The organism is Hymenobacter guriensis (assembly GCF_015773195.1).
In the GTDB taxonomy this organism is placed as follows: domain Bacteria; phylum Bacteroidota; class Bacteroidia; order Cytophagales; family Hymenobacteraceae; genus Hymenobacter; species Hymenobacter guriensis.
On record NZ_JADWYK010000003.1, the window covers coordinates 16,002 to 40,446 of the forward strand.

Consider the following 24,445-nt stretch of genomic DNA (forward strand, 5'->3'; position numbering starts at 1 on the left):
ACAGCAGCTCAGCGCAACTCTTGCAAATACCGTTGAGTGAGACGGGTGGTGCCGACGGGACGGGCGGGGGCGGTAGGCGGCGCCGGTAGCAGCCGCGTGAAAGCCTGCTCCACACCCGCCAGACAGGAGGTACAACGCACCTGCCGGTTTCGTAGCTCGGTGCCTAGCTGGCGCAGTTGGCGCAAGGCGGCCAGGTACGTGCCCGGCTGCCGTTGCGCTGCCTGCGCCAGCGCCTGGCCACCGGCTTCCAAGGTCGCGGCATCGGTGGGGCGCACGGCGCGGCCGGTTTGCAACTCGCTTATTACGCGCAAAGCGGCCCGCACTGCGGGCTGGGCCGGCGGTGCAGTTTGCTGGCTGCGGCGTGACACCGTAGCGGCCCCGGCCAAGTCGCCGCTCAGGCGCAGGGTAGCTTCGGGCAGCGGCGGAGCTTCAAATCCCGACTTCTTCACGTACAGCCGGGTTTGCTGTTGCACCTGCTTGAGCAGGCGCAGGGCCTTGTACTCGAAAGGTAGTGCCTCGCGGGGGCGGCCGGTGCGCAGGCGCAGCTCGGCTTCCCACATCTGGCTGAGCACGATGCTGAGCTTGGCTTTCACAGCGGGCTCTAGAAAGTCGGCTGTTTCGGCATCGTCGTGGCTGTGCACGTAGGCTTCCATCAGGGCAGCGGTTTCGGCGGTGTTGGCCGCTGCCGAGGCCGCGCCCGAGGGTGGGGCGTGCTGGTGCTCGTCGTGCCCGGGCTCTTCGCCAACATGTTCGTCGTAGCCGGCTTCAGGTTCCGCGCTGGCGGTTTCCCCAATTGATTCGGAAAACTCTTCACCCATGAACTTGCCATAGCGAAGGCGCAGGATTTTCTGGTCGTGGCCGATTTCGTTGCCGCGCGCCACGAACTGGTCAGTGGTAAGAGCAGCCTTTTCCGTCAGCAGCTTTTCCGTGTCGATGATGATCTGGCGCTGGCTGCGGAAGTAGGCCGGCACCGTCGTCACGCCCAGCGACACATCCAGATTGGAGTCGTCTACCGTCGTGTCTTCCCATTGCACGAGGTAGCTGTCGGAGCGGCTCATCTGCTGGTGCGTATCCCAGAGCTGCACGTAGAAGTACACCTCGTCGCCGTAGGTGAGGCCCAGCGCGGGCAGGCGCAGCACGTGGCTCAGCGTGGCCCGCGTGGGCTGGCCGGGCAGCTGGCTCGTCAGGTCCTGCACCACTTCCCGGAACTTCACGCCCTCACCCTGGCCCTGGGCTACCGTGGCCACCAGACGGGCCCGCGTCAGCCCGTAATCGTCGTGCACAGCTACGCGCACTGGCACCTGCGGGCGGGTGCCAAACTCGATAAGGGTATACGGTTTGGGCGTCTGCACCTGCAAAACGGGGGCGCGGTCGGACACGGCCTCGATGGCATAATCATCGGAAACCTGCCCCGCGTAGCGCACCCGGTACAGCATAGATTGAGAAACAACCAGCTCCACCGCATAGGTGCCCTGTCGGCCCGCCACAGGCCGAAACGCCATGTGTCGCCGACCAATTTCGAGTTGCGGAGCGGGTTGATTGAGTTCGTTCACGCGTACAAGCCACCGCACCCGGGAGCCCGCCGGGCAACGGAAAGAAGGCTGCGCCGTCGTGAAACCAGGCTGCCGAGTATAAGCCGGCGGTGCAACCGTAATAGAAGTGGAAGTAATGCGGGCGACTAGTGGCTTGCCCTTTTCAGCAACGGCGGGGAAATGCAGGGGCGCGGTATCCGCAGTAGGAATAGGAGTGGCGCTTCGATGACTTAAAGCCCAGGTGCCAGCCGCCACGGTTAGCAAACCCGCCGTAAGCCACAGCGGAGCCCGCCAGGAAACGGGCAGCAAAGGCCCCGGTTCGGCCAGCAGCTGGCGCAGAACCTCACTGGTGCGCTGCTGCTGCAGGTGTTCCAGGAACTGCAACTCAGATGCCGGGCGCAGCAGCAGTCCTGTGCTGTCTTCCAGGGCAGGATATTGCCGGTCGAGTTGACGGGCCAGTAAAGGCAGGTTGGGGCGGCTGAGGAGCCAGACATAGCCCACCAACAGCAGTAGTGCCAGCACCAAGCCACTCCAAGCCAGCGGCGAAGGCAACGCGGAAAAAGCCACGCCTGCTAGTACTCCAATGCCTATCAGCGGTGGCAGCAATGTCAGCAACTGCCGCCGAAAACGGCGCTGCCACCCCGCCCGCAACAAACCGGTGGGCGCAAGCTGCGCGGTTGCGGTACGGGTGAGTGATGCGCTCATACTGTTGCTGCTGGGTTAGAAACCGTCGTCTGCCGCCGCGCCAGCAGCCGTTCCAGGCCGAACAGCAGGCCCGCCAACGCTACGAGCCAGGGCCGTAAAGCACGGAAATTCGGGCTGGCTGGGCGGAAGCCAGAGGCAGTACTGACTGAATCCATTAGGCTGATTTGCGACACAGGAAGCACGCGCCGGTCGTAGCGGGCAGGAACCTCGGTGGCGGGCTGCAACAGCGGCAGCAACAGCTCTGGCAGCTCGGGGGTGGCACCCAGGGTGTTCCAGGTTGGGTGCAGGCGGGTATAGAACTGATACTTTCGGACCTGACCCAGCGGTTGAGTGGTGAGCACCGGTCGGCCCAGTTCATCGGCCCACAACACCTGCTGGCGAGCGGTGGGCTTGGCTGTACTCAGGCGGCTAAGGCTTATTATCGGACCCTCGGCACTAGGCGCGAAACGGCTGTCAACTACCCGCCCCGCATCAGTAGGGAATTGCCAAACCTGCATTCCTGAGCTCAGTTGCTGTGAAGTGAAAGCGTGCAGTGGAGCCGCACTTAGCCAGAATAACGCGTCGAATGGACGACCGGCGGGTGGATTCTGACGAGACACGGTGAGCTGCAAGGGAGCAGCCAAGCCCAGCGCGGCGGCCCGCAACGCTGCCCGCAGGTAGCGCGCGTCCTCGGCAAACGCCGCATCAGCCCGCAGCCACACATGGAACGGTTGCCGACGCACTGCCACAGTATCGGCAGCCGAAAGCAGCCGAGCACTATCCGGGCCGGGCTGGTAGTGCCACACGCCCAGGCCCGGCACGCGCACCTGCCCATCAGCTGGCACCGCCAGATTCAGCGGTCTAAACGTTACCTGCTCTTCCGTGCTGCGGCCAATTACCAGACGTAGGTTGTCCGGTTGCGGTTGGTAAGCGGAGTGCAGCCACTGGGTGGAATAGGGGACAGGAATGAGGTGCCAGTGTACCTGGGCCGGCAGCAGCGGGCGGCGTCCCCGGAACTGAGCGAGGGAAGCGGAACTAAACACATGAATCGGGCGGCCGGGAAATGAGTCGGCTGCCTGCTGCACGCGTACCCAGGTGTTTTCGGGCTGACGGGGCTGCGCTGGCAGCACCGTCAGGCCAGAGTCGAGGCGGGCCCAGGCAGTCGTAGGAATAGCCGGGAAACCAGCGCGCAAGGCACGGGTTTCGTAGCCGCTTCGGCGCAGAGAGTCTAGAGTTGGGCGCACGGCGGTCAGGGTCGGAGATGCCAGCAGTTCCGGGCTGATGAACACCTGACCGCGTACAGGTGGGGCCGGCTGCTGCCAGCGCAGGCCCGCCACGGCCAGCGCCAGCAGGGTCAGCAGCGCCCCGCGCAGCAGAAACAGGAGCAGTTGCTCCGGCTTCAGGCTGCGGAGTCGTTGGTTGGCGCCAGCTTCCAGCCAGCGCAGGCTGCCCACCGCCACGGTGCGCCCCGGCCGCCGGTTCCAGAGGTAGATAGCCAGGGGCACCAGCAAGCCCAGCAAAGCTACCAACCCAACCGGCGACGAAAAAGAAAGCATAGAAGCAAAAGAGGAAAGCAGACGAGGGATGCCAAATCAACAGAAAAGCTGCTTACAGCGTGGCCTGCCGGCGCTGCAGAAATACGCGCAGGGCCTTATCAAGTGGCTCGGCGGTATCCAGCAAATGGTAGTCGAAGCCCTGGCGGCGGGCCGCGGAGGCTGTTTCGCGCAGCCACTCCTGCTGGCGCCGGAGCCAGCCGGCCCGCTGCTGATCGGCGTTCAGCTGCACCGTGCGGCCGGTTTCCAGGTCCTCAAACGTGAGGGCCCCGCGGTAGGTGAAGCGCAACTCGTTGCCGGCCAGCAGGTGCAGCAACAGTACTTCGGCCCCGGCAGCGCGCAGGCGGGAAAGCAGCTGCCGGATTTCGGCGTCTTCCTCGTACAGGTCGCTCACACATACCACTAGGCGGCGCTGGGCACGGGCCGTGAGCGTGGTTAGCTCGGCAGCAGCCGGAAAGCGGCCGGCGGCGGTGATTTGCTCCAGCGCGTGAAACAGGCGGGGCAGCTGGCGGGCATCGGCCCTAGGCGGCACGTGCTGGCGGCCGGCGGGGTGCAGCACTGTGAGGGCCACGGCGTCGCCCTGCCGGCGGGCCAGGTAAGCCAAAGCGGCCAGTAGCAGGCGGGCGTAGTCGAGCTTGGTGAGGCCATTGTCGTCCTGGTGGTTCATGCTGGCGGTGGCGTCCAGCAGTAAATGCACCGTGAGGCTGGCTTCTACCTCCGACTCGCGCAAATAATATCGGTCGGAGCGGGCGGCTAGGCGCCAGTCGAGGCGGCGGAGGTCGTCGCCGGGTTGGTAGGGGCGGTACTGGCTGAACTCCAGGCCTGCCCCGCGCTGCCGGCTGTAGTGCTGCCCGTGCAGAAAGCCCTCCGCCGCTTGGCGGGCGGCCAGCGGCAGGTTGCGCAGCGCATGCAGGAGTTCAGGGGTCAGCATTTTTAGTTGTTGATTGTTCGTTGTCGGTTGTTCGTTCGATAGGTCAAGGCAAAATGACCTAACAACCGACAACGAGCAACGGATAGCTACACTGCTACCGCTTTCAGCAGGGCAGCTACGGCGTCATCGGGGGTGAGGCTGTCGGCTTCAGCATTGAAGTTGAGCAGTACGCGGTGGCGGAGCACGGCGGGAGCCAGAGCGTGCAAGTCGTCGAGGGTGGCGGCAAAGCGACCCTGCAGCAGGGCCCGGGCCTTGGCGCACAAAATCAGGGCCTGACCGGCGCGGGGGCCCGCACCCCAGCGGCCGTAGTCCTGAATGAACTTCACGGTGGAAGTAGCCGGGCGCGTGGCCCGCACCAGCCGGTTCACAAAGCCCAGCAGTTCCGGGCTGATGCTCACCTGCCGCACCAGCTGCTGCAGCTGCCGCACGTCCTCGCCGCTCAGCACCGGCCGCACCTCGGCGCGGGTCGTGCCGGTAGTGCCGCTCAGTACCGCCAGCTCTTCCTGCTCGGTGGGGTAGCCAATGCGGATGTAAAGCAGAAACCGGTCAAGCTGAGCCTCGGGCAGCGGATACGTGCCGCTTTGCTCGATGGGGTTCTGGGTGGCCAGCAAAAAAAACGGCTTGGGCAGGGCGTGCTCCTGACCGGCGTAGGTAACGTGGCCTTCCTGCATAGCCTCCAGCAGCGCCGCCTGGGTTTTGGGTGGGGTGCGGTTGATTTCGTCGGCCAGTACCAGACTGGCGAAGATGGGGCCGGGCTGGAAGGTGAAGGTGCGGCGGCCGGTACCGTGGTCTTCCTCCAACACTTCAGTGCCCAGGATGTCAGTAGGCATCAGGTCGGGCGTGAACTGGATGCGGCGGAAGGGCAAGTCGGTGGCCTGAGCTAGCGTGCGCACCAGCAGGGTTTTGGCTAGGCCGGGCACGCCTTCCAGCAGAGCGTGGCCGCCAGCCAGCAATGCCACCAGCACTTCATCCAGCACGGCTTGCTGGCCCACAATCACCTTGGCAATTTCCTGGCGGAGTACGGGCAGCTTAGCCAGCAGGCGGGTTACGTCTTGTTCGGTCACTGCAGTTGTAGGAAGTCAGAGAAAGGGAGGGGTGAAGGCGAGGCAAAGTCCGCGAAAAAAAGCAAAAGGATGCTTCCCGGGTGGTCATTATGCGGGATTTCTGCTTTGGCTAAGGTCTGATCCGGCCCGCGAATAGTTTGCTACGCGGGGGCCAATCTATCTACTTCAGGCCATGATACGCAACCACTCCCACCGTCTTAGCTCATCTCGCCGCGCTGCTTTCCTGTTTTTGCTGGGGGCTTTGCTAAGTCCCTGGCTTACTCAGGCGCAATCGGAGCCCGCGCCGATAGTGAAGCCCCAACCTGGTTTGCGCAACACCCTGCGCCTCGATTTGCTGACGCCGCTGGGGCTCAACCTTGGCTACAACCTGCTCGCTGATCGGCAACTACTCTTTCCCGTTATTCTATCATATGAGCGGGCTGTGGCAGAACGGTGGAGCGTGAATACCGAAATAGCCCTGAATGGCGGGGAGCCAGAAGCACGGCGTTATGGCGGCAGTTTATCAGCCCGCTACTACGTGCGCCCGCCGAAAAAAACGCCCTCTTCTCTGGCTAGTTTCTACCTGGCTCCGGGAGTGGGCTTTTTGGCCCTTCGGCTGACTGACGAGCCGCCGCTACTCGTTATTCATGCGAAACGCCTCAAATCTGGCGTATTGATAGGGTGGCAGCATCGGTTGAGCCGGGGTACACCGCGCATTATGCTTGATTTTGCGGCCGGTGCTACGTATTGGGCTGTATTGGGAAACGACCGGGCATCTAACCCGGGAAATAACGGCGTCAGCTTCGGAATGCTGAAGCCAGGTATCCGTCCCGAAGCGCGTGGAGGAATAGGTTATCAGTTCTGAGGCATATCACGCCGTCAGCGCATACAGCAGAATATTGACGCCGAACTTGGTGTTGTCTTCGGCCAGAAAGCGTTTGTTGCGGAAGTCGTAGTCCCACTCGCAGCCGTAGTCCTTGTTGGAATAGAGCACGCCCAGGCGGCCGTTAAACTCGATACCTTTTAGATAGTCGTGCACCAGGTCGTCGCCCCAGCCATTGAGCTCGAAGCCGGTGGGGGGCGGTCCTTCCGGGAACTTGAAGAACTGGGAGTAGAGGGCGTGGGTTTTGGGCAGCTTCTTCAGGGCCCCGGCCCCAAAGCACTGGCGCATCTGCTCCTCGAAGGAGCGCGCAAACAGCCCATCAATGTCGTGGTTGCAGTCATCCACAAACACGAAGCCGCCAGCCCGCACGTACTGCTCGAAGTTCTTTTTTTCCTGACTTGAGAACTGCACCAGCCGGTGGCCCGAGAGGTAGCAGAACGGGTAGTTGAACAGCTCCGGCGAATCCAGGGACACGACTTTTTCCCGCTGGTTCACGGGCACTTTGGTGTATTGAATAAGAGAGTGCAGCAGGTTAGTGGGCATCCGCTCGTCCACGGCGTCCCAGTCGCCGGAGCGGTAGCGAAGGCGCACGAAGGTGAACGGGGTAGCGGGCATACAGGAAAAAGCGCGGTGCGGCAAAGACGCCAAAGCCCGGCGGAGGTGGCACGGCGGCGCGCAAAATGGGCCAAAAAATCGAGTCGGACCACACTGCCGCCGGCCGCGCGGCGTTGAAGGCGGCAGCCCGGCCGCAGCCGGCCTGTTGACTCTGCCCTATCGGCCGCCTACCTTTACTTTTCTACTTTCTCTTTTTTCGGCTATGAAAAAACTACTGTTTACCCTGCTGGGCGCCCTGCTGGCTTGCAGCGCAGCCCAGGCGCAGATCGGCATCAAAGGCGGCGTCAACGCGGCCGTGCTCGACGGGCAGGACATCAACCAGAAAACCGATTATCAGCTCTCCTACCACGCGGGGCTGTTCTACGTCTACAACGTAGTAGGGCCGCTTTCCATCCGGCCGGAGCTGCTGTACTCGGTGCAGGGCTCGGAGTTCAAGCAGGGCAAAGCAGACTACGAAACCAAGCTGCAGTATGTGAACCTGCCCATCCTGTTCGACCTCAAGCTCAGCAAGCTGCACCTGCAGGCCGGCCCGCAGTTCGGTTTGCTGCTCACGGCCAAGGAAGTAGGTACGGTGGTGACGGGCTACGATTTCTCGACCTCGCCGCCCACACCAACCAGCTACGGCAATGTGAGCGGGCAGGTGAAAGACAAGTACAACAGCAAGGACTTCAGCCTCTGCGCCGGCCTGGAGCTGGAGCTGGCGGCGGGCCTGCGCATCGGCGGCCGCTTCAACGCCGGCCTCACCGATATTGCCGACTACAAGGACATCAGCAGTGCCAATGATGCGCGTCTCAAGAACCGCGTTATCCAGGCCTACGCTGCATTTCAGCTGGGGAAGTAAGGGCGTGTAGCGCAGAACTGGATAAAAAGGCGTGATTTGTACCCGTACAAGTCACGCCTTTTTATTTTATCAATGAAGAAATTTTTACTGGCAGGCCTGATAGCAGGCATTATGCTCGGAATGAATTATGCCGCTTCGGCCCAAACTCCTGGAGGAACCCGGGTAGGCATCAAGCTGGGCGCATCATTGTCTACTCTGAGCGGCACCATCAATAGTGAGGCGCATATGCGTGGTAGTTTGATGGTAGGCACACTGGTGCGGTTCAAGCCTAGTAAGCAGCTATTCAGCGTGCAAGCTGAGCTGAACATGCAAAAGCAAGGAGCAAACATCGAGTACGACGACGGACAGCGCGAAGAGCGGGACCCGTTTTATTTCAACGTGCCCGTGTTGCTGCGACAGTATATCAGAGGGCCGCTTTACGTGAATGTAGGCCCGCAACTGGGGCTGCGTACGGGCTCCTCCAAGTCACCGCTTAAATCTACCGATATAAGCGTCGTCGGGGGCCTGGGCTTCGAAGCTGCCAATGGGTTCGTATTCGACGCCAGGCTGAACTACGGTCTGCTGGACATCGATAACGACCCTCAGACGCAGAGTATTCGTAGGCAGCTCGGGTTTGGAGGCTTGTACAATCGGGTAGCGCAGTTCTCAGTAGGCTACCTGTTCGGGAAAAAGTAAGCAGCTCAACCACGACAATAAAAAGCCGGTACCTGCTGCGGGTATCGGCTTTTCTGTATTCGAATTCTTTTATACCGCGTCGGAAAGGCTGATGAAGGTGAGGTCCCGAAGCTTCAGTGGCGGCACCAGGTTGCTGGCTATCCGTTCGGCTTACTTATGGAGAAACGACTATTCTATTTGCCGGCTGAGCTAAGCAGAAACTCATTGTAGAGCCGGATAATTTCGGGCATATCGTTGTGCTGAAACCCTTTGATACCCGTTCGTACCTGCTCGCTAAGAGCGGGACAATCGGCGGTATATTCAGTCATAAACGGCCGAAATTTGCCGTGTGTAATGGCCACCAGCTGCCCGTTGCGGCGCAGGAACCACCGGTTATTATCTACCGCCATCAGCCCCAGGGCGGCCACGGAAGCAAGCGCAGAAACGGGAGAAAGTAACACAGGTACTTTAGAAGCAGCAGTGCCACGCAACGCAAAAAGCTCAACAGGTCCCTCTATCAGACGTACCGCCAGCACGTCCGGCTCCCCGGCTGCCCGCATATTCTCGTAGTAATAGCCGCGGATAGTAGCCGAAGCCAACTGGTCTACATCCAGGTATTTAATCTTGGGAAAAGGCCGCACCTTGGGGTTAGTAGGGAAGTAGTCAATGGCCTTTTCGAAGCCAAGCCGGTTTACCGGGAAATAAGCCCGCGCCGCCCGGCCATCGGCCATTTTCAGCATCGCCAGCCCATGAGGTGTTTTGGGCCCCGTGTCGCGCCAGACGCTGGTATCTGGCGCAACTGGGGTTTGCGCCTGTACAAAGTCAGGTAGCGCCAGTAAAGCCAGCACGTACAATAATCGATACATACAATCAAGATGGTGGTAAGTAAAAGGGCCAGCGTTCCTTGCTGTAAGCTGTAAGGAAGACCGGCCCTAAAGCTAAAAGATATAACGGGACAACATCTGCACTGCACCGGAAAGGCTGATGAAGGTGAGGTCCCGAATCCTCAGGAGCGAGACTAGTAGAGCACTTGTCATTCCGAGCAAAGCGAGGAATCTAGGTTTACCCACGCGGGGCTAACTCAGATTCCTCGCTTCGCTCGGAATGACAGCTATACCGCGTCCGACAAACTGGTAAACGTGAAGTCCCGAATCTTCAGCGGAGGCACTAGGTTGCCGCCGAGGCGCTGGGGCTTGCCCATGGCTTCAATGTTGTTGAGCATGATGATGGGCGACTCGTTGAAGCGGAAGTTCTTGATCGGGTGCTTGATCTTCCCGTTCTCGATGTAGAACGTGCCGTCCCGCGTCAGGCCGGTCACCAGTAGGGTTTGCGGGTCTACGTCGCGGATGTACCAGAGGCGGGTGACCAAGATGCCTTTGGCCGTGCCCTTGATCATCTCCTCCAGGCTTTGCGTGCCGCCTTCCATGATGAAGTTGCCGGAAAAGGCCGTGGCCTCGGCCTTGCTTTTCTCGGCCCAATAGCGGGAGTAGTACAGGTTCCTCACCACACCTTTCTCAATCCAGGGCATGCGCTTGACGGGCAGCCCTTCCCCATCGAACACGCTGCCAGGAGCCTGGTCATTGAGTGGGTCGGAGTAGATGGTGACGCGCGAGTCGAAGAGCTTTTCGCCTTTCTTGGTGCCACCGCCTTTCTTACTCAGAAACGAGCGGCCCTCGTCGGCCTCGCGGGCATCGAGGGCATACACTAGCCTGTTGAGCAGGCCTTCGTCCGATACCAGCGCAGCCGGCTCTAAAATCACGGTGTACTTGCCCGGCTCCAGGGCCTTGGCATTCACCGAGCCCGCAGCCTTATCGGCGGCGCGCTTGGTCAGGGCTTTGGCATCAAAGCTCTTGACATCAGTAAAGTCGGCCACGGCGTAGCCCGAGCCGGTGCCGTCGGGTGTGCGCACCGTTACCGAAAAATCGACGTTCGTGCTTTGCTCGTAGGCTTCGAGGCCTTTGCTGTTGCGCAGAGCCGTGAAGCTTGCCCCGTCTTCCAGGAAGCCCGCCGCCGTGAGCTTGCGTGCCTCGCACATTGTGATGCTGTCGGCGGCGGCCTGGGCGCGCACGTCGGGCGTGATGGCGGCGGTGCTGGCTGCATAAGCCTTAGGTACCAGGTATTGCTGCGGGCCTAGCATGGCTACGTACTCGGGGTCTTCGGGGGCGAGGCGGGCAATTTCCTCGGCCCGCTGCACGCAGCGGCGCAGGGTGGCATCGTCGAACTGGTTGCAGGTGGCCGTGCCGCTGCGCTTGCCAAACCGCGATTCTACGGCCAGCGACACGTTGTCGGACTGGCCGGCGGTGCTTACTGTGTTGCGGGCGTAGCGGATGTTGCCGCTGGTGCGCCCGCGCAGGGTAGCGGCGCACTCATCGGCCTGCGAATAGCTCAGCACCTTTTTCAGGATAGCCTGAGCTTCGTCTTGGGAAAGTATGGGCATAGAAGTTAGTCTGCTAATGAGGGAACAGAATGTGCTGGCACGTGGCGGGGTAGCAAGAGGCTACACGAGCACATTAAATTTTCCGGGCGGTGTTGATGACGTTCACGCCGTTGAAGCGGGTGGTACTAGAGCCGTGGCTCACGGCCGACACCTGGCCGGGCTGGCCCTTGCCATCGAAGAAGGTGCCCAGGAACCGGTAGTCGGACTGGTCGCAGATGGCCGCGCAACTGCCCCAGAACTCCTGAGTGTTGGCTTGGTAGGCCACGTCTTCAATCATGCCGGCAATTTTGCCCTTCTCAATGGCGTAGAACACCTTGCCGCCGAACTGGAAGTTGTAGCGCTGCTGGTCGATGGAGTAGGAGCCTTCCCCGGCAATGTAGATGCCCTTGTCCACATTCTTGATCATGTCGTCCACGCTCAGCTTGGCGGTGCCGGGGCGCAGGCTGATGTTGGGCATGCGCTGAAACTGCACGCTGCTCCAGGAGTCGGCGTAGCAGCACCCATCCGATTCCTGCTGGCCCATCACGTGCGCCTGGTCGCGGATTTTCTGGTAGTTCACCAGCTTCCCGTCCTTGATGATGTCCCACTCCTTGGTTTTCACACCTTCGTCGTCGTAGCCCACCGCGCCCAGGGTGCCGGGCTGCAGCTTGTCGGCCACAATGTTCACCAGCTTGGAGCCATAGGGCTGGCCTTTGGCTTTCCAGTCGAGCGTCGCGAAGGACGTGCCGGCGTAGTTGGCTTCGTAGCCCAGCACCCGGTCCAGCTCCGTAGGGTGCCCTACCGATTCGTGGATGGTGAGGCCCAGGTGGCTGGGGTCCAGCACGAGGTCGTACTTGCCGGGCGTTACGCTCTTGGCCGTGAGCTTTTCCTTGGCCTGCTTGGCGGCCAGGGCGGCGTCTTCGAGCATGTCGTAGCGCTGCTTGTAGCCGATGACGCCGGTTCCCTGCGGACCCATTAGCTTGTCGCTGGCGCGGGGTGTGAGGTACTCGTAGCCCAGGCCCATGGGCGAGGCCATGGCGTCGCGGGAGCGGAACTTACCGGTGGCGCGGTCAATCACCGTGACGTTGAACGTGGGCCAGATGCGGTGCACGTCCTGGTCGATGTAGGAGCCGTCGGTGCTGGCGAAGTACTTCTGCTCGTTTACCTGGAACAGCGCGGAGTTGACGTAGCTCGCGCCGTTGTCCAGGGCTTTGGCATTGGCAGCCAGGAGCAGGTCTACCTTTTCCTTCACCGGCACTTCGAAGGCGTTGCGCTCAATCGGCGTTTTCCAGCTCACTTCCCCGTAGCCTTTCTGGGCAGCCAATTTCACTGGCTCCTTCTGCACGCGCTGATTGGCTTTGGCAATGGCGGCGGCATTTTTGGCGGCCTGCACAATGCCGGCTTCGGTGACAAGGTTGGTAGACGCAAAGCCCCAGGCTCCGTTCACCAGGGCCCGCACGCCCACCCCGAAGCTCTCGGTGCTGGTAATGTTCTGCACCTGTTTTTCGCGGGTAAACACGTACTGGTTGAGGTAGCGCCCGATGCGCACGTCGGCGTAGGAGGCCCCCGCCGATTTAGCCGCGTTCAGCGCTGCGTCGGCCAGGCGCTTTTTCAGGGCCGGGTCGATAGTTTCGAGCAGTTGCTCGGGGTCTACCAGCACGCCGCCCATGCCGGGCAGGCTGGGTAAGAACAGCGCCCCGGTAGCTAAACCAGTGAGGCCAACAAAATCTCGTCTTTTCAAAGTGGTAGGGGATTAGGGAAGGAGAAAGTGTCATTCCGAACGCAGTGAGGAATCTGGGGCTACCGATTAGAGACTAACCCAGATTCCTCACGGTGTTCGGAATGACAAAAACGCTATATTTTCAGTACATATCCTAGGGACTGAGCAGATGCGTCATCATCAATATTTTGTCTATCTGGTGACCAATCCTAAGCGCACGGTACTCTATACCGGCATTACAAATGACCTGACGCGGAGGCTCGATGAGCACATAGCCCAGGAAGGCCGCCCATCTACGTTTGCCGGTCGCTATTTCTGCAACCTGCTCATGCATTGGGAGGCCTTCCAGGATGTGCAGCAGGCCATAGCCCGCGAAAAGGAAATCAAGGGTTGGCGCCGGGAAAAGAAGGAGGCGCTGATTAACGCAGTCAATCCCGAATGGCGCGACTTAACCGCAGAAATAACGGAGGATTAGTGTCATTCCGAGCGAAGCGAGGAATCTGGCGATACCAATAAGAGGCTAAGCCAGATTCCTCACTGCGTTCGGAATGACAACTATACCGCGTCGGAGAGGCTGGTGAAGGTGAAGTCCCGAATCTTCATTGGGGGCACCAGGTTGCCCGCAACGCGCTGGGGCTTGCCCAACGCCTCCAGGTTGTTGAGCATGATAATGGGTGACTCGTTGAAGCGGAAGTTCTTGATTGGGTGCTTGATCTTCCCATTCTCGATGTAAAACGTCCCGTCTCGCGTCAGGCCGGTGTACAGCAGGGTTTGCGGGTCTACGGGGCGGATGTACCAGAGGCGCGTAACCAGGATGCCTTTCGCGGTGCCCTTGATCATCTCCTCCAGGCTCTGCGTGCCGCCCTCCATGATGAAGCCGCCAGGAGGCGGGAGGTCCGGAATGCCTTGCTTTTGGGCCCAGAAGCGCGAAGAGTACAGGTTTTTGACCACGCCTTTTTCCACCCAGGTAGTTTTCTGGCGGGGCCGTCCGTCGCCGGCAAAGGTGAGGTCCGCAATTTCGGGGTAGGTGGGGTCGGAGTAGATGGTTACCCGCTCGTCGAAGAGCTTTTCGCCTTTCTTGTTGCCGCCGCCTTTCTTGCTCAGGAACGAGCGGCCCTCGTCGGCGGAGCGGGCATCCATGGCGCCCATCATGGCGCCCAGCAGCGAGGCGTCGGAGTTGGCGACCAGCGCCGCGGGCTCCAGAATGACGGTGTACTTGCCCGGCTCCAGCGCCTTGGCCTGCCGCGACATGGCGGCTTTATCAGCTGCTGTTTTGGCCAGGCGGGCGGCGTCGAACTTGCTGGCGTCGTTGTAGTCGGCCGTGGCGTAGCCGGAGCCCGTGCCGTCGGGCGTGCGCACCGTAATGCTGAACGTGAGGTCGGTAGCTTGCTGGTAAGCTTCCAGTCCTTTGTTGTTGCGCTTGGCTACAAAGCCGGCCGAGTCTTCGAGGAAGGCGGCCGAAGACAGCTTGCGCAGCTCGCACAGCTGCAAGGTGGCCGCCATTTGCTGGGCACGGTAGTCGGGCGTGATGCCAGCCGTGCTTTGGGCAAACGACAGCGGCGACGCTAGATACTGCTGGGGGCCCAGCAGGGGCACGTAGTCGGGGTTTTCGGGGGCCAGACGGGCAATTTCCTCGGCCCGCTGCACACAGCGGCGCAGGGTGGCGTCATCGAACTCGTTGCAGGTAGCCACCCCGCTACGCTTGCCAAACCGCGACTCCACGGCCAGCGACACGTTGTCGAGGGCGCCGCTGGTGCTGATGGCGTTGCGGGCCGAGCGTACGTTGCCGCCGGTGGTCCCGTTCAGCGTCACCTCGCACTCGTCGGCGGTGCTAAAGCTGAGGACCTTTTTAAGTATGTTCTGGGCTTCGTCCTTGGAGAGAATAGCCATTTCTTGGAATGTGCTGATGTGGTGGAATGTGCTCCGCTTCGCTAATGTGGGTAATATGCTGAGGTGCTGATGGTCGTTCTTTCATTAGCACCTCAGCACATCCGGCCACATTAGCACATTAAATTTTCCGGGCGGTGTTGATGACGTTCACGCCGTTGAAGCGGGTGGTGCTGGAGCCGTGGCTCACAGCCGACACCTGGCTGGGCTGGCCCTTGCCGTCGAAGAAGGAACCAAACATGCGGTAGTCTGACTGGTCGCAGATGGCTGCACACGAGTTCCAGAACTCCTGGGTGTTGGCCTGGTAAGCCACATCCTCCAGCATGCCCGCGATTTTGCCCTTCTCGATGGCGTGGAACGTGGTACCTCCAAACTGGAAGTTGTAGCGCTGCTGGTCGATGGAGAACGAGCCGCGGCCGGCAATGTAGATGCCCTTGTCCACGTTCTTGATCATGTCGTCCACGCTCATTTTCTGCTTGCCGGGCTGCAGGCTGATGTTGGCCATGCGCTGGAACTGCACATCCTGCCACGACTGCGCGTAGCAGCACCCATCGGAGTGGTCCTGGCCCACCATGGCGGCCTGGTCCCGAATCTTCTGGTAGTCTACCAGTTGGCCCTCCTTGATGATGTCCCACTGGCCCGTTTTCACGCCTTCGTCGTCGTAGCCCACTGCGCCCAGGGAGCCGGGCTGGATTTTGTCGGCCACAATGTTCACGATTTTGGAACCGTAGGGCTTGCCCTGCTTTTTCCATTCCAGGGTAGCGAAGGAAGTGCCGGCGTAGTTGGCTTCGTAGCCCAGCACGCGGTCCAGTTCGGTGGCGTGGCCTATGCTTTCGTGGATGGTGAGGCCGAGGTGGTTGGGGTCGAGCACCAAATCGTATTTGCCGGGCGTCACGCTCTTGGCCGTCAGCTTTTCCTTGGCCTGCTTGGCGGCCAGGGCGGCGTCTTCTAGGATGTCGTAACTGTTTTTATACCCGGTGAGGCCCGAGCCGGCGGGACCCGCAATTTTGTCCTGGGCTTTTGGCACCATGTACTCGTAGCCCAGGCCCATGGGCGAGCTAAGCGCCTCCCGGGTGCGGAACTTGCCACTGGCCCGGTCCACGGCCGTCACGCTGAACGTGGGCCAGATGCGGTGCACATCCTGGTCGATGTACGAGCCGTCGGTGCTGGCAAAATACTTCTGTTCATTCACTTGGAACAAGGCCGAATTCACGAAGGAAGCGCCGTTTTCCAGGGCCCGGCCGTTGGCCGAGAGTAGCAGATCAACTTTTTGGGCAATAGGCACTTCAAAGGCACTCTGCACGATGGGCGTTTTCCAGCTTACTTCGCCGTAGCCTTTCTGCGGGGCCAGCTTCACTTGTTCTTTCTGCACTTTAGCATTGGCCTTGGCAATGGCTACGGCCAGCTGCGCGGCCTTAGCCAGGCCGGCTTCCGTCACCGTGTTGGTGGCTGCGAAGCCCCAGGTTCCGTTGGCAATGACGCGTACCCCAGCCCCGAAACTTTCCCCGCTGGCAATGTTCTGTACCTGCTTTTCACGGGTGAAGATGCTTTGGTTGAGGTAACGCCCGATGCGCACGTCGGCGTAGGAAGCTCCCGCCGATTTAGCCGCGTTCAGGGCCGAGTCGGCCAGGCGTTTTTTTACGGCGGGGTCCACGGTTTCGAGCAGCCGCTCGGGGTGTACCAGGGTGCCGCCCAGGCTGGGGAAGCCGGGCAGGAACAGAGCCCCGGTCGCCAGACCGGTCAGCCCCACAAAGTCGCGTCGTTTCAAGCAGGTAAAAGTTTAAGGGGAATAGGCCGAAGAATGAGTGAATGTAAGAAAAGGACGCGGATGAGGAGGGCTGGATGCATCGGATGCAGCCGCACGATATTCCTCTCTGAAAAGTCTCATCTTGTCGCCTTATTCCAGACTCATTTATGCTTATCCTCTTCTGTCGATTCCTGCACCTCAGTTGGCTTCTGCTGCTGTTGATGATGCTAAGCAGCCCCGCGCTGGCGCAGCCAGCTACCCCGACTGTGCCTACCAACCTCACCTGCCTCAATGAAGTGGCACCTGACCGGTTTGCGGCCCTGCGCAAAGCTATTGGCACGGCGCGGGTAGTTGCCCTGGGGGAACAGATGCACGAGGATGGCACCACGCTGGCCCTGAAGGTGGACTTGGTGCGCTACCTCCACGATTCGCTGGGCTTCACGGTGCTGGCGTTTGAAGCCGATATGTACGGGGTAGATAAAGCCGGGCGCAATATTCAGGCGGGGCAGCCGGCGCTACCAGCCCTGCAGGCCTGCCTCTACAACAAGCGTATCTGGTCGGGCACGGCCGAGTTTCAGCCCCTGGGGGCTTACCTGGATGCGCATCGTGGCCTGCACGTGACGGGTTTCGACAGCAACCTGCAAAGCGAGTATACCGAGTACCTGGCCGTGCCCGAGCTGCGGGAGTTTCTGCGCCAGGACCGCCGCACGCCGTGGCCGGAAGCCGAGTTTTACCCCATAGCCGAAGTGCTGGGCGAGCTACTGAACGGCGGCGACTTCAAGCAGCTGCGCACCCATCCCGCCGACTCCGTGCACCTGGCCCGCTGGTTTCATAAAGCCCGCAAGTCGCTCACCAGTATTGCGAAAAATCAGCCCGCCCAGGCTCCGCAAGCCGCTTTCTGGCGGCAGTGGCTCAAGAGCATTGGGGCCGCCATGGAAGCCGATAAGGAAGCCTTCCGGGGGCACCGGCCGCCCAAAGATTACCGCGACGCGCTGATGGCCGACAACCTGCTGTTCCTGACTCGGCAGTTCCCCGGCGAGAAAATCATTGTTTGGGCCGCTTCCTCGCACATTGCCAACAGCTACGCCGCCCTTAGTGAGCCTACCAGCCTCTCGGAGGAATATGCCCGGCGGATGCGCGCCCAACACCCGCCGGAGCCGGGTAGCGAGGAAGATGCTCCCTCACTGCGGGAAACGCTGGCCGGTTTCGTGCCGATGGGGCAGGCCCTGAAAGCGCAGCTGGGCGGGGCGGTGTACTCCATCGGTTTTACGGCCTATGGGGGCACCTACGGCAACCAGGCCATGCCGAATTCGCTGTCGGCGGTGCTCACGCCGCCCAAGGGTAGCCTGGAGCAGGCTTTCGAGGACCGGGGTTGTTTGCTGGGCTTCGTGGATTTGCGCGCCTCTGCCGATGCTGCGTTCTACGCCTCGCCGCTGGGCTACCTGCCGCTGCTGGGCCGCTGGAAGCAGGTGTTCGATGGTATGCTCTTCACGCGAGATATGCGCCCCACCACGCCCTACAGTGCCGACCAGGAAACCCCAGGCGCGCCGCTGGCGCCGGGCCGGCAGCTGCCCGGCCTAGTGCTTGATGCCAAAACCGGCGCCCCTGTATCCTTCGTCAGCGTGGGGCTCCGTGGTACTACTCTGGGCACCGTGAGCAACCTGGAAGGGGCGTTTTCTTTGTTCGTTCCCGCCAGCCACGCCCGCGACACGGTACAGATTTCCTCTATCGGCTACGCGTCGGCGCGGCTGCAGCTGGCCCGCCTGCAACCCGGGCAGCCCCTGCAGGTGCGGCTGGTGCCCCAGGAGCATTTGCTGGGTGAGGTGCTGGTGAAGGCCCCCTTGAGCGCGGCGGCCATTCTGGCCAAAACCCGCGAGCATCTGGCCGACAACTACCCGCAGCAGCCCCACAGCGCGCAGTTTTTCTACCGCTACCAGCGCCACCAGGCCGACTCGCTCCTACTGAAAGAGGAAGCGGCCGTGGATTTTTATGATGCTGAAGGCTACCGCCGGGGCAGCTGGGAGCGGGCTGGCGAAAGTAAGCTCACCCACGTGCGGCAGCTGCGCCGCCAAACCGTGCCGGCCCTGCGCAACCAGCCTTTCTCCTATCTGCAGCAGATGTGGGGGCACGACCCCATCCTGACCACCCGCAACCTACTGAGTGAGGGGCCGGCTTCGCACTACCAGCTCACCCTGCGCGAGCCCACGCAGTACAAAGGCCGCGCGGTGCACGCAATAGCCTTCCGCTGCAACAAGCCCAACACCTTCACCACGCCCTACGGCTATCCTTCGCCCGAAACCTTTGAGGGTACTATCTACATCGACGCCGACAACTTTGCGGTGGTGAAGTACGATGTGCGCATGACGCGGGAGCCGGCTACCGTCACCAAGGTTAAAGTGCTAAAGCGCTTGGGTTTGCCCGGCCCCGCGCAGTATATCAGCCAAGCCCACGACGTGTACCAGTACGAAGAAGTAAATGGCCGCTACTATCTCAAATACAGTCAGATAGAGTTTCAGCAGGATTACGTGATATTGGCCACGCAGGCCCGGCAGCGCCACACCGAAAATTACCAGCTGCTCGTCACGGGCTTGGAGCTGAAAAACCCCGCTGTGCTCCGCAGCAGCATGACGGATGTGCTCAATGTACCCTACCGCCCCGAGTTTTGGGAAACCTACCAGGTGGTGTTGCCGGAAGCGGAAAAGTCCACGAGCGGCCTCGGCCTCACCTCACCAGCGCCAGCAGATCGGCCGCAATAGCGGGCCAGGGCTGGGCCAGGTTGATGGTGACGATGCGCACCGGGTGCCCACCCAGGGTGTAGCGAACATCCACCTCCTGCGTAGCGGCCGGATACAGCAGTACGCCCTCCAGTTGCTGGCCCGGCAGCGGCTGCTGGTTCTGGAGGTAGGCGTAGAGCTGGTAGAGGTGGGGCGCAATCAGCCGCTGCCGGTCGTAGCGGGTGCGCAGAGCCGCTGAGTAGTACTTGGTGTCGAGAATGATTTTGCGTTTGGGTGCTTCCAGGGAGATATCAGTAATCATGCTGGGCAGCAAATTCAGGTCGGCCGCGTGCTCAGCGGCGGCCTGCCAGGCAATGGTTTCACTCTGCACCCGAAAGTGGCGCTGCTCCAGCCGGTAGAAGTTGCGCACGAACTGCTCAAACAGCCGCGCCATCACGGTCTCGTCGCGCCGGAAGTCCCGGAAACGGGGGCGGCCACCGGCCGTGGGCTCGGGCAGCTGACTCAAGTGCAGCAGCTCGCAGATGTTGAGCAGCATGGTCCCGATACCCACAGGCCGCTGCCGCCGGGCCAGCCGTAGCGTATCGTTGGTTAGCTGCAGCGGGGCAATATCAGCCGGGAACTGCCGCTGCACCCGGCGCAACTCCTGCCGTAAGCCAGCGGGCAACTTGGTTGTGCGGCCCAGCTCCCGCACCGTGCCCAGCAACAACCCGTGTAAGGGCGCGTCATAGCCCAGCTCATCGAAGCGGCAGACGGCGCGGCCCCGGGGCAGCAGGTTGCGCGTGAGGCTGGGCGCCAGCAGCACCCGCCCGCGCAGCTCCGGCAGCTCGGCTTCTCGCTCCCGGTACGTCGGTGGCAAACCTGAACGCAAATACCGCCGCAAATGCAGCAGCAGCAAATGAGCCAGCAGCTCCACCGGCCGCTCAAAGGCCTGCCCTTCCGCCGTTAGCAACTCATGGCGCGCTGGCAGCCGGTTCCAGGCGTAGCTCAGCAGGTAGTACAGGTTCTGTATCGGGACCACGGATTCGCGCGGATTAGTCGGATTACACGGATTTTGTGGACGGAGTTAGGTGGGCCAACCCCGCCCCGCCGGCAGCACTTGAGGTAAATCAGGCCAGCAAGCGGCGCTTGGCAGCCGCTGCTTTGGCGGGTTCATCGAGCCAGTATTCCGTGAGCAATGGCGCAATTTCCTGCTCCAGAATCAGCCGGAGCCACCCCACAATTTCTTCCGGCTGTGTCGGCGGCTGGCAGAAGTAGCTGTGGCCGATGCGGAAGTCCGGGCCCAGGTCGGGGTCGTCGGCTATGGTTTGGTTGAGCTCCGTCAGGCGGCTGACTGTTTGCTCTATGATTTCAGTCCCCACGCCCTGCTGGCGCAGGAAGTCCTGAAACGCGGGCCCAAACTCCGGCTCCAGCTCCACGAAAGCAAAGCGCCGCCGCAGGGCATAATCCAGGGGCGTGAGGGAGCGGTCGGCGGTGTTCATGGTGCCGATGACGTACAGGTTTTCGGGTACGAAAAAGTGCGTGCCGGCCGGAGCGTAGGGCAAGGCAACGGCGTGGGCCGGGCCGCGCTTATCGGCTTCCAGCAGTAGCAGCAGCTCCCCGAAGATGCGGCTCACGTTGCCCCGGTTTAGCTCGTCAATCAGCAGAAAATACGGCCGCGCTGGGTCCTGGGCGGCCCGGCGGCAAAGCTGCACCAGTAACCCATCCGTCAGCCGGAACTTGCCGCCCGCATCGGGCCGGAAGCCCTGCACGAAATCCTCGTAGCTGTAGCTCGGGTGAAACTGCACCAGCTCGGTGCGGGCCGCATCCTGGGCGCCCAGCTCCAGCCAGGCGAGGCGTCGGGCCAGAAACGTTTTGCCGGTGCCGGGCGGGCCCTGGAGCAGCAGGTTCTTGCGCCGCCGCAGTCCGGCCAGGGCCGCATCCAGCTTCTCGGGGCCGATGAATACTTCCTGCTCGGCCTGAGCCCGGTCGTAGGCGGGGCCGGAAACATAGGCTGCCACGGGCTCGGCCGCCGCAGTTACCTTGAGAGCCCGCATCGGCTGCCGGCTTGGGCGGCCGGTGTAGAGGTCCGTGAGTTTGTCCTGCTCGGCCACGTCCCCGTCCAGAGACGAGTTGGCCAGCGTAGGGCGCTTGGTGGCAATGGTGAAGTCCAGCTTTTCGAGCAGGCGGTTGGTGGGCGCCCCGCTGCCCAGCGGCCACGTAGCTGCGGCATCGTCGTTGGCCAGCCGGTACGCCAGCTGCGCTACGGCCCGCGGCGGGTAGCGCCGGCCCCGGTACACCAGGTCGTAGACGGTGCTGGCCGCGAGGGGCTGGTCGTCGCGCTCCAGCTGCCGCAGGGCGCGCAGAACGTGCTGCCGGGTGAGTAGGGGAGACGAGGTAGACGAGGACATTGGCAGGAAAGTACGGGCAAAACACCACTGCGGCCAAATAAGTGGCCTTGGCTATGCCTCCGTTTTGCTGGTAGCCTGCCTTTGCGCCTGTCACTTTATCGTCAGCAGTAGGGCATTTAGAAACTATTGTTATTTTGTTTTATACAGTACCTTGTATTGCATAATAGCAAACCATATCTTTGCTTTATGCACGACCAGGAAGCTGATCCGAAAGCAGCCACAAGGTTGGAGTAATGACCACTAGCCTGTGCTTGCCACCTTTTCTGCTTTCTTTGCCCGACGTTTTCCCCTCTTCCCCATTCTATGAAAACAACCCTTACCGCCTTCGCCTGCTTTTTAAGCACCCTGGGCCTGGCTCAAACCCCCGCCACCGCACCCGCCGCTCCGGCGCAGGAGGGCCCCTACCGAGCTTCGGCTATGAAAGTGAACAGCCTGGTGCACACCAAGCTGGACGTGGGCTTCGACTACGCCAAGCGCTACCTCAACGGCAAAGCCTGGCTTACGCTCAAGCCCCACGCCTACGCTACCGATTCTCTGCGGCTGGACGCCAAAGGCATGGACATCAAAACGGTAGCCCTGGTGAACGGCAACCAGCAGCAACCCCTGAAATACGACTACTCCGATAAGCAGAACCTGCGCATCAACCTGGGAAAAACGATGACACCGGGCAAAGCCTACACCGTGTACATTGAGTACACGGCCAAGCCCGACGAGCTGAAAACCAAAGGCAGCGCGGCCATCAATGACGCCAAGGGCCTGTACTTCATCAACCCCGACAGCGCCGTGGCCGGCAAGCCCGTGCAGATCTGGACCCAGGGCGAGACGGAAGCTTCCTCGGTGTGGTTCCCCACCATCGACCGGCCGAACCAGAAAACCACGTCCGAAATCAGCATGACGGTGCCCAGCAAGTATGTGACGCTGAGCAACGGGGCGCTGGTAAGCCAGAAACCCGCCGGCGCGGGCCTGCGCACCGACACCTGGAAGATGGACCTGCCCCACGCGCCCTACCTGTTTATGATGGCGGTGGGGGACTTCCGCATCACGAAGGACACCTGGCGCGGCAAAGACGTGACGTATTACCTTGAGCCCAAGTACGCACCCTTCGCCAAGCAGATTTTTGGCAACACCACCGACATGCTGGAGTTTTTCTCGACCCGGCTGGGCGTGGAGTACCCCTGGAACAAGTACGCCCAGATTGTGGTGCGCGACTACGTGAGCGGGGCCATGGAAAACACCTCGGCCACCCTGCACGGGGACTTCCTGCAGAAAACTGACCGGCAGCTCCTGGACCGCGAATACCAGACGGAGTCGGTTATTGCCCACGAGCTGTTTCACCAGTGGTTTGGCGACTACGTGACGGCCGAAAGCTGGAGCAACCTGACGGTAAACGAAAGCTTCGCCGACTTCTCCGAAGGCCTGTACGCCGAGCACAAGTACGGGGCCGATGCCGCCGACTCGCACAACCACCGCAACCTGCGCAACTACCTGCGCAGCCCCAAAGACGCCCAGAAGCACCTCGTGCGCTTCCACTACGACGACAAGGAGGACATGTTTGACCTGGTGAGCTACCAGAAGGGCGGGGCCATTCTGGACATGTTGCGCACCTACCTCGGCGACGACGTATTCTTTGCGGGCCTGCAGAAGTATTTGCAGGACAATAAGTTTGGCAACGGCGAGGCCCACCAGCTGCGCCTGGCGCTGGAAGCCGTGTCGGGCCAGGACCTGAACTGGTTTTTCAACCAGTGGTACTTCGGCACCGGTCACCCCGTGGTGAGCATCGACTACAACTGGGACGCGACCAAGAAAGTGCAGTCCGTCACGATCAAGCAAAATCAGCCCGGCCAGGTGTTTCAGCTGCCCATGGCTATTGATTACTGGGTGAACGGCAAGCCCCAGCGCCAGCGCGTGATGATGACCCAGGCCAGCCAGACCTTCACCATGCCCCTCGCGGCCAAGCCCGACCTAGTGGATGTGGACGCCGAGAAGACCCTGGTGTGGCAGCAGACCGACAACAAGCCCCTGGCGGAGTTTGCCTACCAGTATGAGCACGCCCCGCTCTACGTAGCGCGCCGCGAAGCTTTGCTGGCGGCCGAGTCAAAGCAAACCACCGACGCAGCCGCCCGCAAGCTGCTGGTCTCCGGCCTCAACGACAAGTTCAACAACCTCCGAATGGTAGCGGCCGAGCGCCTCAAGCTCGACAACAAGGAGGTAGCCAAGCTGGCAGCCCCGGCCCTGCGCAAGCGCCTAAGCGTGGAAAAAGACCCGGTAGCCACGGCTTCTCTGCTCACGTCGCTGGCCAAGCTCCAGGACAAGAAGGATGAAAAGGTGTTCACGCAACAGCTCAAGGCCCAGTCGTACGGGGTGCAGGCGGCCGCGCTGAAAGGCTTGGGTGGCGTAAACACGAAAGCGGCCCTGGCGAAAGCCAAGGAGTTGGAAGCCAGCGACGAAGCCAGCATCAGCCAGGCGGTGGCCGGCGTATATAGCCAGCACGGCGGCGACGCCCAGTGGGACTTCGTGCGGACCCGCTTTGATGCCGCCAGTGAGCAGGAGCGGTTTGGCTACTTCGAAGGCATGGGCGCTATGCTCACCCGCCTCAGCGAGCCGAAAGCCTTTGCCGAAGACGTGGAGCGTCTCCGCGGCCTGGGCGTGAAGTACAAGCAATACGGCGCCGATGAGCCCATCATCGGGATGTTGCAGGCCGCCATCAAAGCCCAGGAAGGCAAGCCCAATGCCGCTACCAACAAGCCGGTAGCCGAAAAGGCCATTGCCGACATTCAGGCCGCGAAATAGCTTGACCTGAAAGCAAACAGAACGGCC

General features: G+C 61.5%; 18 protein-coding genes. 6 read left to right on the plus strand and 12 right to left on the minus strand.

Annotation, left to right across the window (positions count from 1 at the left end):
- Positions 1-8 precede the first annotated feature (8 nt).
- From I5L79_RS06050 to I5L79_RS06065, 4 genes are all read right to left on the minus strand, one after another.
- The gene (locus I5L79_RS06050; RefSeq protein WP_196954134.1) at positions 9-2,237 is read right to left on the minus strand and encodes a DUF4175 family protein; all 2,229 of its coding nucleotides are present in this window, start codon (positions 2,235-2,237) and stop codon (positions 9-11) included.
- Positions 2,234-3,772: a BatA domain-containing protein gene (locus I5L79_RS06055; protein ID WP_196954135.1), complete on the minus strand. Its 1,539-nt coding sequence runs from the start codon at positions 3,770-3,772 to the stop codon at positions 2,234-2,236. Before I5L79_RS06055 ends, I5L79_RS06050 begins: the two co-directional genes overlap by 4 nt.
- Before the next feature lie 52 nt (positions 3,773-3,824).
- Complete coding sequence (locus I5L79_RS06060; protein WP_196954136.1) at positions 3,825-4,700, minus strand: DUF58 domain-containing protein; 876 nt, start codon at positions 4,698-4,700, stop codon at positions 3,825-3,827.
- A gap of 86 nt (positions 4,701-4,786) precedes the next feature.
- Positions 4,787-5,764, minus strand: coding sequence for an AAA family ATPase (locus I5L79_RS06065; RefSeq protein ID WP_196954137.1), 978 nt, complete (start codon positions 5,762-5,764; stop codon positions 4,787-4,789).
- Positions 5,765-6,071: 307 nt separating this feature from the next.
- Between I5L79_RS06065 and I5L79_RS06070 the strand changes: the two genes are divergently transcribed.
- Entirely contained in the window at positions 6,072-6,608 is a 537-nt protein-coding gene (locus I5L79_RS06070) for a hypothetical protein (RefSeq protein WP_196954138.1), read from the plus strand.
- Between the two features lie 6 nt (positions 6,609-6,614).
- Here the strand turns inward: I5L79_RS06070 and I5L79_RS06075 are convergent, their stop codons facing one another.
- Positions 6,615-7,241 (minus strand): DUF4159 domain-containing protein, encoded by a 627-nt coding sequence (locus tag I5L79_RS06075; RefSeq protein ID WP_196954139.1) that lies wholly within the window; start codon positions 7,239-7,241, stop codon positions 6,615-6,617.
- 202 nt (positions 7,242-7,443) lie between these two features.
- On the opposite strand from I5L79_RS06075, the gene I5L79_RS06080 reads away from it, so the two are divergent.
- The gene (locus tag I5L79_RS06080; protein ID WP_196954140.1) at positions 7,444-8,082 is read left to right on the plus strand and encodes a porin family protein; all 639 of its coding nucleotides are present in this window, start codon (positions 7,444-7,446) and stop codon (positions 8,080-8,082) included.
- 111 nt (positions 8,083-8,193) lie between these two features.
- Positions 8,194-8,757, plus strand: coding sequence for a porin family protein (locus tag I5L79_RS06085; RefSeq protein ID WP_394368789.1), 564 nt, complete (start codon positions 8,194-8,196; stop codon positions 8,755-8,757).
- Between the two features lie 173 nt (positions 8,758-8,930).
- On the opposite strand, the gene I5L79_RS06090 is transcribed toward I5L79_RS06085, so the two are convergent.
- The 3 genes from I5L79_RS06090 to I5L79_RS06100 form a co-directional block, all read right to left on the minus strand.
- Positions 8,931-9,602: a hypothetical protein gene (locus I5L79_RS06090; protein WP_196954142.1), complete on the minus strand. Its 672-nt coding sequence runs from the start codon at positions 9,600-9,602 to the stop codon at positions 8,931-8,933.
- 245 nt (positions 9,603-9,847) lie between these two features.
- On the minus strand, positions 9,848-11,173 hold the full coding sequence (locus tag I5L79_RS06095) for a TldD/PmbA family protein (protein WP_196954143.1): 1,326 nt from the start codon (positions 11,171-11,173) through the stop codon (positions 9,848-9,850).
- A gap of 73 nt (positions 11,174-11,246) precedes the next feature.
- Positions 11,247-12,893, minus strand: a complete 1,647-nt coding sequence (locus I5L79_RS06100) for a TldD/PmbA family protein (RefSeq protein ID WP_196954144.1) — start codon at positions 12,891-12,893, stop codon at positions 11,247-11,249.
- 148 nt (positions 12,894-13,041) lie between these two features.
- Here I5L79_RS06100 and I5L79_RS06105 point away from each other — a divergent pair, with 148 nt between their 5' ends.
- Positions 13,042-13,347: a GIY-YIG nuclease family protein gene (locus I5L79_RS06105; protein WP_196954145.1), complete on the plus strand. Its 306-nt coding sequence runs from the start codon at positions 13,042-13,044 to the stop codon at positions 13,345-13,347.
- Between the two features lie 80 nt (positions 13,348-13,427).
- Here I5L79_RS06105 and I5L79_RS06110 read toward each other — a convergent pair whose 3' ends face one another.
- Complete coding sequence (locus I5L79_RS06110; RefSeq protein WP_196954146.1) at positions 13,428-14,762, minus strand: TldD/PmbA family protein; 1,335 nt, start codon at positions 14,760-14,762, stop codon at positions 13,428-13,430.
- Between the two features lie 118 nt (positions 14,763-14,880).
- Positions 14,881-16,527, minus strand: a complete 1,647-nt coding sequence (locus I5L79_RS06115; protein WP_196954147.1) for a TldD/PmbA family protein — start codon at positions 16,525-16,527, stop codon at positions 14,881-14,883.
- A gap of 146 nt (positions 16,528-16,673) precedes the next feature.
- On the opposite strand from I5L79_RS06115, the gene I5L79_RS06120 reads away from it, so the two are divergent.
- The gene (locus I5L79_RS06120) at positions 16,674-19,262 is read left to right on the plus strand and encodes an erythromycin esterase family protein (RefSeq protein ID WP_196954148.1); all 2,589 of its coding nucleotides are present in this window, start codon (positions 16,674-16,676) and stop codon (positions 19,260-19,262) included.
- On the opposite strand, the gene I5L79_RS06125 is transcribed toward I5L79_RS06120, so the two are convergent.
- Together I5L79_RS06125 and I5L79_RS06130 are read right to left on the minus strand one after the other, a co-directional pair.
- Positions 19,228-20,259, minus strand: a complete 1,032-nt coding sequence (locus tag I5L79_RS06125) for a 5-methylcytosine restriction system specificity protein McrC (RefSeq protein WP_196954149.1) — start codon at positions 20,257-20,259, stop codon at positions 19,228-19,230. The two genes, I5L79_RS06120 and I5L79_RS06125, sit on opposite strands and share 35 nt — an antisense overlap.
- 88 nt (positions 20,260-20,347) lie before the next feature.
- Positions 20,348-21,628 (minus strand): AAA family ATPase, encoded by a 1,281-nt coding sequence (locus tag I5L79_RS06130; RefSeq protein WP_196954150.1) that lies wholly within the window; start codon positions 21,626-21,628, stop codon positions 20,348-20,350.
- A 303-nt stretch (positions 21,629-21,931) separates the two neighbouring features.
- On the opposite strand from I5L79_RS06130, the gene I5L79_RS06135 reads away from it, so the two are divergent.
- Entirely contained in the window at positions 21,932-24,418 is a 2,487-nt protein-coding gene (locus I5L79_RS06135; protein WP_196954151.1) for a M1 family aminopeptidase, read from the plus strand.
- Positions 24,419-24,445 lie beyond the last annotated feature (27 nt).

What these genes read in the sequence shown, in the direction of transcription:
- I5L79_RS06050 (WP_196954134.1), bottom strand. Translation starts at nt 2,237, where the DNA reads ATGAGCGCATCACTCACCCGTACCGCAACCGCGCAGCTTGCGCCCACC.
- I5L79_RS06055 (WP_196954135.1), bottom strand. Translation starts at nt 3,772, where the DNA reads ATGCTTTCTTTTTCGTCGCCGGTTGGGTTGGTAGCTTTGCTGGGCTTG.
- I5L79_RS06060 (WP_196954136.1), bottom strand. Translation starts at nt 4,700, where the DNA reads ATGCTGACCCCTGAACTCCTGCATGCGCTGCGCAACCTGCCGCTGGCC.
- I5L79_RS06075 (WP_196954139.1), bottom strand. Translation starts at nt 7,241, where the DNA reads ATGCCCGCTACCCCGTTCACCTTCGTGCGCCTTCGCTACCGCTCCGGC.
- I5L79_RS06080 (WP_196954140.1), top strand. Translation starts at nt 7,444, where the DNA reads ATGAAAAAACTACTGTTTACCCTGCTGGGCGCCCTGCTGGCTTGCAGC.
- I5L79_RS06085 (WP_394368789.1), top strand. Translation starts at nt 8,194, where the DNA reads ATGCTCGGAATGAATTATGCCGCTTCGGCCCAAACTCCTGGAGGAACC.
- I5L79_RS06090 (WP_196954142.1), bottom strand. Translation starts at nt 9,602, where the DNA reads ATGTATCGATTATTGTACGTGCTGGCTTTACTGGCGCTACCTGACTTT.
- I5L79_RS06095 (WP_196954143.1), bottom strand. Translation starts at nt 11,173, where the DNA reads ATGCCCATACTTTCCCAAGACGAAGCTCAGGCTATCCTGAAAAAGGTG.
- I5L79_RS06105 (WP_196954145.1), top strand. Translation starts at nt 13,042, where the DNA reads ATGCGTCATCATCAATATTTTGTCTATCTGGTGACCAATCCTAAGCGC.
- I5L79_RS06110 (WP_196954146.1), bottom strand. Translation starts at nt 14,762, where the DNA reads ATGGCTATTCTCTCCAAGGACGAAGCCCAGAACATACTTAAAAAGGTC.
- I5L79_RS06120 (WP_196954148.1), top strand. Translation starts at nt 16,674, where the DNA reads ATGCTTATCCTCTTCTGTCGATTCCTGCACCTCAGTTGGCTTCTGCTG.
- I5L79_RS06130 (WP_196954150.1), bottom strand. Translation starts at nt 21,628, where the DNA reads ATGTCCTCGTCTACCTCGTCTCCCCTACTCACCCGGCAGCACGTTCTG.
- I5L79_RS06135 (WP_196954151.1), top strand. Translation starts at nt 21,932, where the DNA reads ATGAAAACAACCCTTACCGCCTTCGCCTGCTTTTTAAGCACCCTGGGC.